This is a genomic window from Clostridium yunnanense, assembly GCF_016595795.1.
Classification (GTDB): Bacteria; Bacillota; Clostridia; order Clostridiales; family Clostridiaceae; genus Clostridium_AR; species Clostridium_AR yunnanense.
In genome coordinates this window covers 23963-40023 of record NZ_JAENHN010000053.1, presented here as the reverse complement: position 1 = coordinate 40023, position 16061 = coordinate 23963, and the positions used below count along the sequence as shown (strand labels likewise).

The window sequence follows — 16061 nt, the reverse complement described above, 5'->3', positions numbered from 1 at the left end:
GGGGTTGAGAGGTGTGTCAAAAAAGAAGAATTACAAGCACTATGACTTTAAGAGTACTGGCAAAGGTTATGATGATCTAGGTGAAGATTTTAAAAAGCTAGGTACTGATATTAAGAACATATATAAAAAGGTTGATTACAAAGTACCTATGAAATTCAAAAAAAGTACAAATCTATTAAAGTATCTTATAATATCGGCTATAATTGTATTACTTGTGTTTACAAGAATAGGGATACCAATAGCGATACTAATGCTTATAGCTGCTTTGTATATGAGTAATAAGCGTTAATTACTAGAAGTATATAATCGTATAATAAAGCTTTAGAAAAAGGTGATATTAAAGCACCGTGTTGAAAATTAAAGATGATATGCAATTTAAAAAGATGGCTCATGCATTAAGCAGAGTCATCTTTCATTTTTTAATATAATTTTTAGTCCAAAGATTGAAGTACTATGTATATAAACTATTTATAGTCTATATAGCCTTTCTTTTTGCTCTGTAATAATAATAAAAAATGTATAGTATAAAAGCCAGTAAGTCCTAATATAACAAATATACTATCGAGATTGAATACAATTATTAAAAAACCATAGGAAATAAGATATATAGTATTTATAATAGCAAAGTTAAATTGTAAAGATAAAAATTCATCTGATTTTACAACCTTAATTTTTGATCTTCTACTATAGTAGTTGGGTTTGTTTTTACATAAAACAGAGTAGATTAAGTAGATTACTCCAATAAATACGGGTATTAGACCAAAAAAATTCATTTTAATCATTCCTTTCAGATTTACAATAAAAACAAGTTATTATATGTTTAATTATACCATAAATTACATTATTTTAAATATCGTCGTCTTAAATTTTACAACTAGTAAGCACTGAGATGAAATTAACTGGTTAATCATTTGATATCTTAATAGCAATCTATATACAAAGATAATTTAATTTTTAATAAGATGTTTATTATGCTTAAATAGTTACACACTATAAAAATATTTAAGGCTTAGAATTCATAATAAATTAAGTTGCAAATGAGAAATAGAAAAGTTTGCCCATATTATATTAAATATCCTATGAAAAATTATTTGCTTTATGTCGATTAGTATGATAAGATAAATCTTGCGAGTAAGCCAGACAATCGCTGCTGACGACAGTCAGGAGAGGAAAGTCCGAGCTCCGCAGGGCAGGGTGCTGGATAACGTCCAGTCGAGGCGACCCGAAGGAAAGTGCAACAGAGATATACCGCCAGAATTCTTTTTAGAATGAGTATGATATTTATATCATCTGGTAAGGGTGGAAAGGCGAGGTAAGAGCTCACCAGCGTGATGGCGACTTCACGGCTCTGTAAACCCCACCTGGAGCAAGATCGAATAGAGAGGCATTATGGGATTGCCCGTCCCGCCTCTGGGTGTATCGCTGGAGCCCATCGGCAACGTTGGGCCTAGATAGATGATTGTCAAATACAGAACTCGGCTTATAGACTTATCTCGCACATTGAAAACACTAGGTTTGACCTAAGTGTTTTTTTATTTGCGTTAAATTGTTATTATATGTAAAATAACACAGTGCTTTCTGAAAAAACCTTTAGTAGTAAAAAATAAGATGTTCAAACTTAGCATCTTATTTTAATTATATAAAGAATATGTTATAAGTAATGTTATTTTTACAAAATATGCTATAATAAGAAGAAAATTGGTTTATAAGTATAAGACAAATAGAAATTTGTGTGGGGGAAAACATGAAAGAATTAAGTACAGAACGATTAATAATAAGAAGATTTTCAGAAAATGATGGTGAAGATTTATATGAGTATTTTTCAAATCCAAAAGTGTTGGAATTTGAACCATATAAGCCCTTTACAAGAGATGAGGCGTATAAGGAAGCGAAAAGGCGTGAAGGTGATGAAAATTTTCTTGCTGTATGTTTGAAAAGTGGCAAATTGATAGGTAACCTATATTTTTCTAAAGGAGACTTCGAAACTTGGGAAGTTGGCTACGTCTTTAATGAAAGCTACTGGGGCAACGGATATGCTTCGGAAAGCCTACTTGCACTGATGAAATACGCTTTCTTAAGTTTAAACGTAAGAAGAATTATTGCAAACTGTGATCCTAAAAATATACCTTCTTGGAAGTTACTTGAGCGTGTTGGAATGAGAAGAGAGGGGAACTTGCTTCAGAATGTTTTTTTCTTTAAGGATGAAGAAGGTAACCCTATTTGGAAAGATACTTATGAGTATGGAATTCTTAAAACTGAATATAAATAATATATTTTAATGTTAGATATTATGAGCCATAGAGATTATGAGTTTAGAAAAATGAATATTATTTGAATTTAGGCTTAGTAAAGAGGTCCGTTGCATCAACGATTTTAAACAGTTAATGCGACGGACCTCTTATCATTTGTTAAATCGTGGTTAGGGTTTAATATCTGATATGCTTAGGACAATTTTGTCCATAGCTGTATTAACTAGGTTTAGCGCAATATATGCCTAATAATTATAACCAAGTTTCGTAAATTCCTGCAGCTTCTCTTATTCCTTGCAGAAATCCAGCCTTTGCTGATTCTGTAGAATAAGTTGGATCATAAGGATTTTTACCTATCGCTAAAATACTCTCATTATCCGGAATAATAAGAGAGATAGCTGCTCTTTTTTGTAAATTTTCAGCATCTTCTTTAACACTAGGAACCAATCCGTACTTATGTGGCATAGGAGCCAAAATTACCACTTTGTCATAAGAATCTGCTAAAAATGCATTGGTACTTGAAACCATCCCTCCATCAATCCAATATCTATCATTAAAGGTTACGATGGGCCATAGGCCTGGAACAGCTCCACTTGCATTCACTGCGTTTATAAGTGAAGCATCTGAATCTTTATCAAATACATGAAGCACTCCTGTTTCAGCATCTACCGCGGTGACTTTCAATTTTGATGGCCAAATGGTTGTAGTAAGTCTTGATTCTACAACTGCCTGACGCTCTTCTTTTGAAACTATTGAAGGATACTTTTTTGCGATGTCTCCAAACATCTTTCCAATCTTCATTTTATCATCTTTTCCATATATAAAAGCTTCAGTCCATAATTTCATAACTTCAGAGCTCACTGATACATTGACTTCCGATTCATTTAGAATGAACTGAGAAGCATAAAGTTTCTTCATATCATAGCCACTTGCCAGTGCAGTGCCAACAAATGAACCAGCAGAGGTTCCGATAATTACATCAGCATCTGATAAATCAATACCTTCCTGCAACAACCCCGTAATTATACCAATCTCCCAAGCTATGCCAGTTACACCTCCACCGCCTAATACCACTGCTTTTGTTTTTTTATTAGTATCTTGCATTATAATCCTCTCCACTTCCTATTATGTTGACTAATGAACTTGTCAAAATGTATTATAAACTATGAAGTAAGGTTTATAGTCAAGAGAAATTAGCGAGGTTTTTTATGAAAATAAATGAAGTATCAAAAAGAACAGGGTTATCAATTTCTACTATTAGATTTTACGAAAAACAAGATTTGATTCCTGAAAAATATGTTAGTAGAGAGTCAAACAATTATCGTAATTATTCTGAAGATATAATAGAGTACCTCATAATGATAAAAACAGTTCATTCTGTGGGCTTCTCTTTAGGAGAGATTAGAGAGATTCAAAAAAGCAATTCGGATTTAATTTCAATAGATACAAAGATTGAGCTTTTACATAAAAAGATAGAAGAAGTGAAAATCCAAAAAGAAAATCTAGATAAAACTGAAGCAATATTAAAAAAAATGCTTAAAAATAAGTTGAATTTTAAGAATCATACTGACTAAGTTTTTTCATAGAAGTCATGGTTAGATTATATATTAAAAAATTGAGAAATGATTCGCAAATAGATATAATTAATGCATGTACTAACTATCTTATTTATGATATGAAGAAAAGTATTAACGAAGGATGTGGAGAAATGAGCAACGGATCAATTTTACTTAAAAATATTACAGTTAAAGAATTTATTTTTGAAAACAGATATGCTTGTGCCCCTTTTGATATAGCAATGGCAACGGAGGATGGATTGATTACAGAGGAATTATTATCAATCTACGAAAAGCGCACGGGTCCATCTCTTATAGTTGTTGAACAGGCAGCTGTTGCACGTGCAGGACAGTATAGAGAGAAGCTTATATATGTTGATAGAGATGAATGTATCGAAGGATTAGCAAAACTTGCAGATATTATACATAAGAATAACCAAGTTGGGATTGTTCAGATAAATCATGCAGGAAGTGCTGCTAACGTTCAACTAACAGGAATGGAAGCTGTGGCTCCATCTGCTGTAATAAACCCTGCCTTCAAACGTACATTGCCAAAGGCTTTGACTATTGAAGAGATTCAGCAAATAAAAGAAGATTTTGTAAAGGCTGCACTAAGGGTTAAAAAGGCAGGTTTTGATGGTGTAGAAATACACAATTGTCATGGATTCCTACTGACTCAATTCTTGTCTCCAATAACTAATTTAAGAACTGATGAATACGGCGGAACTCTGGAGAATAGAAGTCGTCTTCTTTTAGAGATAACAACAGAGGTGAGAAAGGTCATAGGTGATGAGTTGCTATTGGTCGTTCGTCTTGGATTAGACGACCTTATTCCAGGAGGACTAACGCTTGAAGAAGGCTGTCAGGTAGCAGAAAAACTTGTTGAAGCGGGAATAGATATTCTTGATACCTCATCAGGTATGCTTCCACCGCTTGTATTAAAAGGACCAGCAATGCTAAGAGATATGATTAAAACTGTAAAGTCAAGAGTTACAGTTCCTGTTATTGGTGCTGGTGATTTAGAAGATATTGAAATAGCAGCGGATATGGTTGAAAAGGGTGAGGTTGATTTTATAGCTCTTGGAAGGCCCATATTGAAACAACCAAACTTTGTGGAAGGATTATTGGAAAAAATAAAGAGCGAAGTCTAATTGAAATAAATAAGGATTTTTCTTAACAGTTATAAGAAAAATCCTTATTTTAATGTTTCTTAGATTTATGACATTGCAACGAGCTAAAATTAGAGTAACTTAATTACCTCTTCTAACTCTTCAGATAAAACTTTTGCAAGCTCAAAATCAGTAGCTTTTAAAGCTAATTCTATTCTTATTTCAAGTGATTTTTTATTTTGTTCAATTTCTAAATAGTCTTTGCCGAAATGATTAGCATAAATCATTTTTTTAAATTTGCGCATATTCATTTTCCTAATAGTCTTATCTTCAATGATTAAAAGAGAATCCATACAGTTTACTATAGTATAGAAATCATGAGAAATCATGAGAATCGAACCATTATAGTTTTTTATGGCTTTTTCTAGGGCTATTTGTGAATAGGTATCTAAATGACTTGTTGGTTCATCAAGAAGCAACAGATTTGCGTCACTAGCAGAAAGTTTAGCCAATTGAAGCATATTTTTTTCGCCACCAGATAAAGTTCCTATCTTTCTATTAATCATTTCTTCTTCAAAACCATAGTCTAAAATATGTGATTTAATATCTTCATAAGTTTTAAAACCAGCATCATAGAACTCTTGAAGGATAGTATTAGAAGCATTTAGTGTCTTATTTTGGATTTGAGATAAATAAGCTACTTTAGCCTTTTCATTTAGTTCAATAGATTCATGATTATTTTCAAAGATTTCTTGAAGTAAAGTGGTTTTTCCTGTACCATTTGAACCGATAATTGCTACCTTTTCAGTAGCTTTAACCTCAAAGTTAACATTTTCTAGAAGTACATCATCAAAGGAAACACTATAATTATTAACTTTTAAAGCAATGTCTTCTTTGATTTTATTACCTGTAACTAAACCGATATCCACTTCCTTAATATCTACAAATGGTGCTTTAATCCTACGTTTTTCTAATCTTTCTTGAATTTTAACTCTGGCATTTAGAGTTCTCCCTCTAAAAGCTTCAGCGTTCTCAGTAGCAATAATTCTTAGTTTATTTATTAATATCTCGTTTCTTTCAATTTCTTCAGTATCAGCAGCCGCTAGTTCTTGTAATTCAATTTTAGTTTGAAGTAATGAGAAGTTATAATCAATATAGCTTCCATCAAACTCTTGTAGCTCCATGTTCTCAAGGTGAATAATTTTGTTGAAACAATGATTCAATAGATATCTATTGTGTGTGATAATCAACATTGTTCCTTTGTGTGAATTAATTAAATCTTTAAGAGAATTAAGGTTTCCAAAGTCTAAAAATACATCTGGTTCATCCATAATAATTAAGTCAGGACTATTTATCATTGCTTTTATTACTTGGATAAGCTTGAATTCTCCGCCACTAAGTTCAGATATCATTAAATCTTTATAACTTAGTAAATTTGCAAGATTTAGATTTTTATTAATAGTCTCTTCAAAATAATCCCCATCAATTGCATTAAATGCATCTAGAGCTTGTTGATATTTTTCTAGTAGAGTATCAATATCGGAAGATGTTTCCATTTCAGTACAAATAGACGTTATTTCATTTTGTAGTTTAATAAAATTTTCTCCTATGTATTCGAAAACTGTAATATCTTTTGTTTTGTCTAGCTCCGAGAATTGACTTACATAGCCAATTCTACAATTTGGATACAGCTCTAACGTACCGTCGAACATATATTTTTCTGGATCCATAATTATATCTATCAGTGTACTTTTCCCACTGCCATTTGTTCCTATAAAAGCACAATGTTGACCGTATTCTAATGTAAATGAAATGTTTTTGTATAGATCCTTCTCAGGAAATGAGTAGGATAAGTTATCAATTTTAAGCATAGTAGACCTCTCTTTATAATTAAAAAAGAGCCTATAAAAATAAGCGCTTTAATATAGTCTTTAGTAATTGAAATTTTACATTTGATTTCTATGTAATAGATGCATTTTACTAAGTTTAATATTGAAAGCATAACATCTTTTTCGACTAAGTTCAATAATTTCTAGGGTTTCAACCTCAATTATTAATTTATACACGCCCCAAAATCCTCAGATGCTAGGATTTTCTAACAAGTATAAATTCAAATTTCTCACAGTAAACCTGATAAAGAATTTTCAATAACAATGTTTACATATATAAACTATCTTATTATATGTTACAATGTATTGATTGCTATTTAGGAAAAGGAGGATTCAAATGCAAAATTATAAGATGATGATAGCCTATGACGGTAGAAAATATATAGGGTATAATAAATCCAAAGATAACGCGGAAAAGAGTATTGAAGGTAAGTTAGAGTTGATATTATCAAAGCTCTATGAACAAGAGATAGAGGTTATTGGTGCGGTTAATACTGATGCTGGGGTGCATGCTAAAGGGCAAATCGTTAATTTCATAGCACCAGATAATAAATTAAGTGAAAGAGAAATTTTTGAGTATTTCGAAAAATATTTAACTGATGATATTATTATATTATCAGTAGAAAAAGTTGATGAAAGATTTCATAGTAGATATTTAATGAAAAGTGCAACTTACGAATATAGATTATGGAAGAAAGATGCTCCTAATCGTCCTTTGTTTGAAAGACATTATGTTAACTTACTGAATCAAACAATAAATGTAGCTAAAAGTAGAGAAGCTGCAAAGTACCTTGTAGGTGAACATGATTTCTTAGCTTTTACTACTAATAAGAAAGCAAAAAAATCAATTAAAAAGATACTTTCTCTTGACGTAAAAGAAACTACAAATGAAATTATTATTACTATGACAGCAAATGGATTTTTATTAAATATGGAAAGATTAATAGTAGGTACATTAATCCAAGTGGGAATTGGTCAGTTACCTATGAGTGCAATTGATAAAGCTTTTAAGTCTAGGGATATGAATGATGTAGGTCATAAAGCTAGTGCAGATGCGCTTTGTTTATTAAGTGTTCAATATTAGTACATATATTTTTTAAAAGTCTATGTTATGAATGTTCCACTTCATTATAAAACTTATATTTTCCAAAACTCCTCTAAGAACCCAGGGGAGTTTTGAAGATATTTCTTTTCATTTTTTGTTATGCCAAGTTTGATACCTGTTATGCTTATAGGAACCTTGTCCTAATCGGTATTGATGAAGGTTAAGGATAATGTGTATTCTATAATTTTTTATCATTTCTTTAAATTCGATTTTACTGCTAAGAGATACTAGACATTTATACTTCTTCCAATTTATTTTTATATAAACTTTTATACGCATTAAGGCTATAAGTATAGGAATATCAAGCATGTAAAAATCAATTATAAATCTCTGAAACCAGCATGAATACTATATATTTATATAATTTTATAATTATATAAATATAAAATTTTTTAATCATATGAATTTTTAATTATATCTTTATATGAAGGTTTAATTTAAAATTTATATAAATAAGCCCTAAAATTAAGATATTTAGAGCCTCAATTTTACCATGAACAATAAAAATAATAGAACAGGTAATCCTATAGCAGATAGTATTGTGATTACAGTATTTACTTTTTTCGCATCTCTTAATATAAATAATAAAAGTTTATAACCTAAGATACCAATGAATCCACCCAAACAATTTAGAATTATATCATCAATATCTGATGCGCCAATACCTAAAATTCCTTGAATGATTTCAACAAGTAAGCTTACGATGAATATAAACAACAGATTGTTAATTACTTTTTTATCTTTTTTAAGTAAAGGTAGATATACACCAAGAGGAATAAAAATAACGATATTGCCAACCACATTACTAAAAGCAAATCTTTTTAAATTCTCAGTGCCGCCTGATATATATTCCGTTATACTATGAAAAGGAATGAGATTGATTGATCCAAGTGAAGTACTTTGACTATTAAAAGGGTCCGAAAGTGAGACTCTTGATAGGATCAATAACTTAATTAAAAAAAGTATGTAACAAATGAAAACACCATATAAAAACAATGTTTTAATTTTCTCTCGTTTATTCATAATTCCTCCATATTTCATTACTTTTATAAATTTTAAAACCAGAAGTGTAAAAACTTATTTAGAAGCAAAATAATTAAAAGTAAAAAAACTAGTATCAAAATAGTGCAGCAAACTATAAGAAGAATTTTATCTAAAATTTTCGATATTTTAGGGCTTTTAAAGCTTATGAGTTTTAGTATTACATATAATACAGAAACGAATCCAATTACAATTAACGGATATAAAAAAGCATATAAAAACGATTGATGAAAGAAAAAGGTTCCTATTAAGCCTCTTCCTAAACAAATGACAATTATTGAATATAAGAGGGCTTTTCCCCCTTTTGCTCTAAAATAGCGTTGTAAAATATCTTCTCTATAACTTGAAATAAGATCTTCTGTTTTATTTGTTTTTTCTTGTTTACTATCTGGGTTAATATCATCGTTAGCTTCTTTTATAGTCATTCTACCTTTTCTCCTTATAAAAAAACATTTTTCAGTCTACGTATTACAAAATAATTTAACTAGCTTTATTTAATGCCTGCGGATTTGGCTTAATTCCTTTAAATAACAGGATTATTATACCATACTTTTATGCAAGCCATAGTCGCTTTAAGAGTATAAAGTAATGAAAAAACAATGTATTATGAAGTCTTTTCACATTGTGCAATAATTGTTGGAAAATAGACTATATTTGAGTATATAGAATAATAAATTTATGGTTAACCAGTATACTCTTTAAGCTCTTCGATATTGAATAAGTGATTTTTAGCTTATACATTGATATTGGATGGGTTTAAAGATTTGAGATCAAAAGAAATACGTAAATAAATATAACTATGAAGTGGTATATCTGTTCAGAAGAAGATATACCACCTGTACGTATTAAAAATATATTAGAAACTGTTTTAACTATTAATGATAGTTTACTAAATTTATATATTTTATTTAGAAATGGCCTATGTATATATATTTTTCCTACGATAATTATAATAGAAACACTCAACTGAATATCCAGGGAAGGAGTTTTCATGTATGGCTGATGAAAAGAAAGTAGAACGAATCATTTCAGTATCTAAAGTCCGTGTCATACAGAAAGATTATAAGTTTAGGAATCTTCTCTCTAAAAAGAAGAAACAGTGGCATAACAAGGATGGTAAAGCTGCTGAAGATAAAGATGAAGAGGACTATATGGCTCATAAGAGTTATGTAGAAGAAGTTAAAACAGTGTTAATGTATGGTGATGTTGGGCACGGTTTGATATTAGATAAAAAAGTTTAGTAGTAAAGGAGTAGCTATCTTAAATAAGGTGAGAAAAGTGCTATGATGTGACAATTGGTTTCTGTATTGAACAGAAACCAATTTTTCTGAATAAAGGCTTTTGTAGTTAATATAGAAAAAATTTAGAGAGTATGTATTTTAGTTTATTTATGATGTGTTTTTGGTAAAATATGAGACTCGCCACGGTAAAACGTGGTGAGTCTCTGTGTTTCAAAAGGTATATGATAAAAAGTGCTACATTGCAGCAACAAATTTTATTTGATAAAAAAATTTAATATAAATGATAATATACTAGCTTACTACAAATTGGACAATAATTGGAGTACCAGCATCTAATGCATCGCCGCCAGGAATAGTTATGGCAGTAATAGTTACAGAAGAGGTATCAGCTGTTTGAAGTATTCCATTGATGAACAGATTGTAGTAGCTGAATGCGCCTGGAAATGCTGTAGCTGCAGTGCCAGCATCATTTGTAAAAGCTGTGGCAGCAATTGCAAATGTTGCTCCTGTTCCTGTACCAGCACCAATTGTAGAAGCGAATCTTCTGCTGTTTTGATATGGTGTTGTTATTGGCATTTTTTCGCCCCCTTTCTTTATCAGTATATTCATTAGTCACTAATTAGTTACTAATTAGTTACTAATGAAAGAAAAATATTTACACAATTAATTAAGAAACTGAAGAAGAAAATTGAATAATTTCAACAATTAATGGGGTACCTTCGTAAATTGTAGAGCCTTCTGTATTCAAAGTCAATGCATTTGAAGTTATGCTGTATATTTGTCCCATTTGTAATATTCCGTTTATGAATAAGTTAGTATAGCTGTTAAGGCCAAGCGCTGAAAAAGATGAAATAGAATTCCCAAAATCATCTTTGAAGGAGGTAGCCGGAATGTTTATTGGGTCTGATGAAGATAAATCTGATTCTGCAATATAATAATATCTATTGGCTGAAGGGAGAATGGCTATTTCTGGGGGTGGCCCAGTAGGACCAGTAGCACCAGTGACTCCAGTAGGGCCGGTAGCACCAGTAGGACCAGTGGCTCCAGTATCCCCAGTAGGGCCAGTAGCACCAGTGACTCCAGTATCCCCGGTAGGGCCGGTAGCACCAGTGACTCCAGTATCCCCGGTAGGGCCGGTAGCACCAGTGACTCCAGTAGCACCAGTAGGACCGGTAGCACCAGTATCCCCAGTAGGGCCAGTAGCACCAGTGACTCCAGTATCCCCAGTAGGGCCAGTAGCACCAGTGACTCCAGTATCCCCAGTAGGGCCAGTAGCACCAGTGACTCCAGTATCCCCGGTAGGGCCGGTAGCACCAGTGACTCCAGTATCCCCGGTAGGGCCGGTAGCACCAGTGACTCCAGTATCCCCGGTAGGGCCGGTAGCACCAGTGACTCCAGTATCCCCAGTAGGACCGGTAGCACCAGTAGCACCAGTAGGACCGGTAGCACCAGTGACTCCAGTATCCCCAGTAGGACCGGTAGCACCAGTGGCTCCAGTATCCCCAGTAGGGCCGGTAGCACCAGTGACTCCAGTATCCCCGGTAGGGCCGGTAGCACCAGTGGCTCCAGTATCCCCAGTGGCTCCAGTATCCCCAGTAGGGCCAGTAGCACCAGTGACTCCAGTATCCCCAGTAGGACCAGTTACACCAGTGGCTCCGGTTGCACCAGTAGCGCCAGTAACTCCTCCAGAACTTGATGATATATAGTTAACAATTAACTTTGGAGCTAAGGTCTTAATAGAAAAATTACTGCTATAAAAACCTAATAATCCACTCAAGATCTCTTCACTAATTAATTCAAGTCCATAATTTATGAAATTACCATTTATCCATCCTATAACTAATTCTGTAACATCAATATCAATATAATTATTTAATGAATCATTTGAAACATAATAACTGATGGATGTTTTGGAAATTCTTGGTTGAGTGCAGTAGGTAACTGTATCGGCACTAAAACTATCAGTAACTCTATAGATATTAACCTTTTGAACTCTAAATCCATCTTTTCTGTAGACATAGAGTCGAAGATATGCAGTTGTTAATATATCTCCAGCTGGTATCTGTGGAGTATTGAAGATTAGTAAACTTCTATAGATATGCTTAGTATAGATAGATTTACCAACCAATAAAGCACCAACATTTCCAAAGTTAGTATTAGGATGTGAATTGGTAATAAAAGTATCCCCGGTTGGTATTTGTTCGATCACCGGCATTTTAAATCATCCTCTCAAAAGATTAATATATATTAAATTTTATATTATACAATCAAATAATTATAAAATCTCTCTATTGTATGATATGTGGAACTTGCTAGTTTTGTTCAAATTTCTAAACGATTTTAAAATTATTTAGAATAATAGTTGTTTTATATGGATTAACATAGGTGATAAAATGATTTTTAATAGCTTAAGGATCGTTGGAAATCTAATTTTATTTATAAATTTAATACTCGGGAACCTTTATGACTTATAAAATATCTATCATATGTATGGAGGTGATGAACTTGGAATTAAAAAGTAGTACTACTTTAAACTCAAAAATAGAAGTAATTAATTCTAAGATACTTGATAAGGATACTTTTGTATATCTCATACAAGAAAATAAGGTGCCCTTATATAGGTTATCAAAAAGCATATTGAAAAATGAGGCAGATGTTCAAGATGCTATAAGCGAGGCCATAATTAAAGCATATTCAAATAGACATAAACTAAAAAAAGTGGACAGCTTTAAGCTTTGGGTTATGAAAATACTTGTTAATGAATGTTATAGCATAATAAAGAAACATAAGAAGGTTGAACTTATAGAAGACTTTACTGCTTATGAAGGGACATATGAAGATAAGGCTGAGGATAGTCTTATGGTTTATGTTAATCAATTACAGGATGAGTTTAAGAGTGTAATTATTCTGTTCTACTATGATGATATAAGTATAAAGGATATAAGTGAGATTTTAAACATTTCTATTGGGACTGTGAAATCTAGATTAAGTAGGGCAAAAGGAAAACTTAAGACTATGATGGAGAATAGTTAAAGGAGTGATAGTTATGAATAAATTAGATGATTTTGATATGTTGCTAAAGAAAAAGGCAAAAGAAGATACATGTTATATATCAGGGAAGTTAGATGCAAGCATTAATGATACCCTTGATAATTTAGTTGATAATAGAAGATATAAGAGACCTATAACAAAAGTAGCTATGATAGCTGCCTTAGTAGCTACCATTTCTGGAACTACTGTTTTTGCAAGCACAAATCCAGTAATTAGAAATATGGTGGGAGGAATAGTAGCTTATTTTGATAGCTCAAAAGATACAAAGTACATTAGTGATAAAAGTAGTTTTGAAAAATTTAATAAGGCAGTAGGGGTTTCCTCTGTAGACAAAGACATAAAGTTTACGGTAAATAATATAGCGACGGACGATAATTTTATTAATGTTTTCTATACTATAGAAAGTAAAAATGACATAAAAATGTTTACTACTGAGCAAGAAGCTAAGCTTTTTGGCGCTCTTTTATACACACCTTTTATAAATGTTAATATAAATGGTAAAGAGATAAAATGTTCTAACAATAATAATATGGATGCTTATTTTCAAGGCGATAAGGGCTTAAAAGGAATGTGGAGAGTTAATGTATCTCAAATAGACTTGCCTAATAAGTTTAATCTTGAAATATCAACAGATGAGATCTTTAGAACAAAAGGAAAATGGGAAGTTGCAACCAGTGTAGACAAATCTGATATCTCTATTGAAACAAAAACAGTAAAGCCAAATATACAGAAAGTTATTGATTTAGGAGACTATAAACCAAATATTACAATAGATAAAGTATCTATTTCACCTTTTGGAAATCAAATAGTTATAAGCGAAAGAACCTCAGGTGACAGATTATTTGATACATTTGCCATCTTTGACGATAAGGATAATAATTTAGACGTATTAAACACTGATATGATAGGAAGTATAAATGGTAAAGCAACAAATTCCTTTGAATTCGTAAAAGGAAATGTTGATACGAAATATATAACCTTAATTCCTATAAAGTTTACTGAAAAAGAAGCAGATGCTACTATTGAGAAGGTAGATATACAAAAGGTTCCTATATCATTTAAAACAAATAACGCTGGAAGTAGAGTTGTTGATAAGATTGAGTTTGTTAAGAACGTAATAAGGATTAATTACCATAATGAAGGGGTTCAAATGTGGGACCCGGGATTCTATTTATATGATAGTAAAGGAAACGAGGTTGACCTTGGGCAAAATGGATATACTACAGCAGTTGATAGAAAAACTGGAGAGTTCACTCAGACCTTAACTTTCGAAAATAAAAACGTGGATTTTTCGAAAATATCAAAGATTGGAACCTTTACTGAAAAGCAAGATATAGACTTACTTAAAGATCAAGCTATAAAAATTGATTTAAAATAATTATGAAAGCCGCTATATACATCTTAGTATATAGTGGCTTTTATGTGATTAACGGTAGATGGTAGCATAAATCTAAAAATATAGCTGTGATTAGAACATATGATATATGGAAGCCGGTTATATTTATTGGTTTTGATTTTACTAATAAAACAAACTCTTTATATTGTTCTTAGATTATTAAGGTATTAACTTGATACTGAACTTACTTTATGTTAATTTATTAAAGGCGACATAACTTAATTTTAATTTAGAGTTTCTTTATTACTATTGATAAAATTAATTCATAGAAAGTAGGTTTACACTTATGAAACTTGGCTACATTACCGCTATACTTTCAGCCATTTTATTTGGACTTGCAGGAGTTCTTATTAAGCTTATATTTTCTTTTAATATAGACTCAATTGATCTCATTATCTTACAATATACATTTGTTGTGATTTTACTGTTTGTCCCACTATCAATATATAACATTAAAATATTAAAAGTAGGGAGGACAGATTTTTTAAGGCTTATGGTACTCGGTGTATTAGGGGATTGCTTTATGACAGTGTTTTATTATAAGTCATTTTACTATCTGCCTGTAGGGATAGCTACAGTACTTTTGTATACATCACCAATTTTTATTTATTTATATTCGGTATTTTTTGAAAAGAATAAGTTTACTATTAAGAGCTTTATTTTACTTATTGCCATTTTTATTGGCTGTACAATGGTTATTGGAATTTTACCTTTTTCATATTCAACTACAGGTATAGTTTATGGTATTTTAGCAGCGGCATGTTTTGGATTTATGAATGTGTACTCCTCTAAAAAACTTAAGGATATTAATTCAATAAGTTTAACATTTTATTCTATGCTATTTTCTTTGATTTTTCTTTGTATATATAGATTGCCTACTAAGGGCTTAGAGTTAAATCTGCCGATAAAGGCTTATATTTATATAATGATATTGTCTTTGTTATGTGCTTTTTTACCGCTCATGTTATTTTATTACTCTATAAAACTTATTGGATCTTTTAATACCTCTGTCATTGGTAACTTAGAAGTGCCTACGGCCATCGTATCCGGTTTTCTTATATTCAAGGAGGAAATAGGAGTGGTTCAATTAATTGGTACCATAATAATATTACTAGGTGTATACAATATAGAAAAGCAAAGTGCAATTGAATAGGTGTATATCATATTAATATATTGAAGAGTTAATTAAGAACTGGGATTTAATATGACTATTATTTGAAATTATTAACTTAATATATATTTTGAAGTGTTTTATAAATTTAATAGGTGTTTAATAAAGATAATATATAAGAGGGATTATTTTTTATAGTAATTTAGTTTTAATGTATTGACATTAGTTTCCTACTGTGGTAATTTTAATATAACCTAAGATTTAAAAGCTATGATGAGAGATAGTAGATATAAGCTGTAGTTACAGAGAGAAG

The 16061-nt window shown here is 31.3% G+C and carries 15 protein-coding genes, 1 other RNA gene and 1 other annotated feature (1 of these 17 cut by a window edge); of the genes, 10 read left to right on the top strand and 6 right to left on the bottom strand.

Translation table 11 applies throughout. The features are described 5' to 3' along the window. Positions 1-13: 13 nt before the first annotated feature. The 3 genes from JHL18_RS19760 to JHL18_RS19750 all read left to right on the top strand — a co-directional run bounded on the left by JHL18_RS19760 (position 14) and on the right by JHL18_RS19750 (position 2269). Entirely contained in the window at positions 14-289 is a 276-nt protein-coding gene (locus JHL18_RS19760; RefSeq protein WP_200272437.1) for a hypothetical protein, read from the top strand. 839 nt (positions 290-1128) lie between these two features. Beyond that, an RNA gene (gene rnpB / locus JHL18_RS19755) (RNase P RNA component class A) lies at positions 1129-1500 on the top strand. A 244-nt stretch (positions 1501-1744) separates the two neighbouring features. Then, positions 1745-2269 (top strand): GNAT family N-acetyltransferase, encoded by a 525-nt coding sequence (locus JHL18_RS19750; RefSeq protein WP_200272435.1) that lies wholly within the window; start codon positions 1745-1747, stop codon positions 2267-2269. 232 nt (positions 2270-2501) lie between these two features. Here the strand turns inward: JHL18_RS19750 and JHL18_RS19745 are convergent, their stop codons facing one another. After that, the gene (locus JHL18_RS19745; protein WP_200272433.1) at positions 2502-3353 is read right to left on the bottom strand and encodes a patatin-like phospholipase family protein; all 852 of its coding nucleotides are present in this window, start codon (positions 3351-3353) and stop codon (positions 2502-2504) included. Positions 3354-3457: 104 nt separating this feature from the next. Here JHL18_RS19745 and JHL18_RS19740 point away from each other — a divergent pair, with 104 nt between their 5' ends. Together JHL18_RS19740 and JHL18_RS19735 are read left to right on the top strand one after the other, a co-directional pair. After that, the gene (locus tag JHL18_RS19740) at positions 3458-3823 is read left to right on the top strand and encodes a MerR family transcriptional regulator (protein ID WP_200272431.1); all 366 of its coding nucleotides are present in this window, start codon (positions 3458-3460) and stop codon (positions 3821-3823) included. Positions 3824-3864: 41 nt separating this feature from the next. Further along, complete coding sequence (locus JHL18_RS19735) at positions 3865-4956, top strand: oxidoreductase (protein ID WP_207753066.1); 1092 nt, start codon at positions 3865-3867, stop codon at positions 4954-4956. Positions 4957-5045: 89 nt separating this feature from the next. Here JHL18_RS19735 and JHL18_RS19730 read toward each other — a convergent pair whose 3' ends face one another. Continuing rightward, entirely contained in the window at positions 5046-6785 is a 1740-nt protein-coding gene (locus JHL18_RS19730) for an ATP-binding cassette domain-containing protein (RefSeq protein ID WP_200272427.1), read from the bottom strand. A gap of 355 nt (positions 6786-7140) precedes the next feature. On the opposite strand from JHL18_RS19730, the gene truA reads away from it, so the two are divergent. Next, positions 7141-7887 (top strand): tRNA pseudouridine(38-40) synthase TruA, encoded by a 747-nt coding sequence (gene truA / locus JHL18_RS19725; RefSeq protein WP_200272425.1) that lies wholly within the window; start codon positions 7141-7143, stop codon positions 7885-7887. Positions 7888-8382: 495 nt separating this feature from the next. Here truA and JHL18_RS19720 read toward each other — a convergent pair whose 3' ends face one another. Next, entirely contained in the window at positions 8383-8931 is a 549-nt protein-coding gene (locus JHL18_RS19720; RefSeq protein WP_200272423.1) for a VanZ family protein, read from the bottom strand. A 32-nt stretch (positions 8932-8963) separates the two neighbouring features. After that, the gene (locus JHL18_RS19715) at positions 8964-9374 is read right to left on the bottom strand and encodes a hypothetical protein (RefSeq protein ID WP_200272421.1); all 411 of its coding nucleotides are present in this window, start codon (positions 9372-9374) and stop codon (positions 8964-8966) included. Positions 9375-9944: 570 nt separating this feature from the next. On the opposite strand from JHL18_RS19715, the gene JHL18_RS19710 reads away from it, so the two are divergent. Then, entirely contained in the window at positions 9945-10190 is a 246-nt protein-coding gene (locus JHL18_RS19710) for a hypothetical protein (RefSeq protein WP_200272419.1), read from the top strand. Between the two features lie 291 nt (positions 10191-10481). On the opposite strand, the gene JHL18_RS19705 is transcribed toward JHL18_RS19710, so the two are convergent. Both JHL18_RS19705 and JHL18_RS19700 read right to left on the bottom strand, forming a co-directional pair. After that, entirely contained in the window at positions 10482-10766 is a 285-nt protein-coding gene (locus JHL18_RS19705; protein WP_200272417.1) for a DUF4183 domain-containing protein, read from the bottom strand. Positions 10767-10857: 91 nt separating this feature from the next. Next, positions 10858-12405, bottom strand: a complete 1548-nt coding sequence (locus JHL18_RS19700) for a DNRLRE domain-containing protein (protein WP_200272415.1) — start codon at positions 12403-12405, stop codon at positions 10858-10860. A 290-nt stretch (positions 12406-12695) separates the two neighbouring features. Between JHL18_RS19700 and JHL18_RS19695 the strand changes: the two genes are divergently transcribed. The 3 genes from JHL18_RS19695 (at position 12696) to JHL18_RS19685 (ending at position 15790) form a co-directional block, all read left to right on the top strand. Next, positions 12696-13223, top strand: coding sequence for an RNA polymerase sigma factor (locus JHL18_RS19695; RefSeq protein WP_243278026.1), 528 nt, complete (start codon positions 12696-12698; stop codon positions 13221-13223). A 13-nt stretch (positions 13224-13236) separates the two neighbouring features. Further along, a complete protein-coding gene (locus tag JHL18_RS19690) occupies positions 13237-14619 on the top strand; it encodes a DUF4179 domain-containing protein (RefSeq protein WP_200272411.1) in 1383 nt (460 codons plus the stop codon). 367 nt (positions 14620-14986) lie between these two features. Continuing rightward, on the top strand, positions 14987-15790 hold the full coding sequence (locus tag JHL18_RS19685; RefSeq protein ID WP_338025490.1) for a DMT family transporter: 804 nt from the start codon (positions 14987-14989) through the stop codon (positions 15788-15790). 219 nt (positions 15791-16009) lie between these two features. Then, positions 16010-16061: a binding site (T-box leader), on the top strand; it runs 206 nt beyond the window's last position.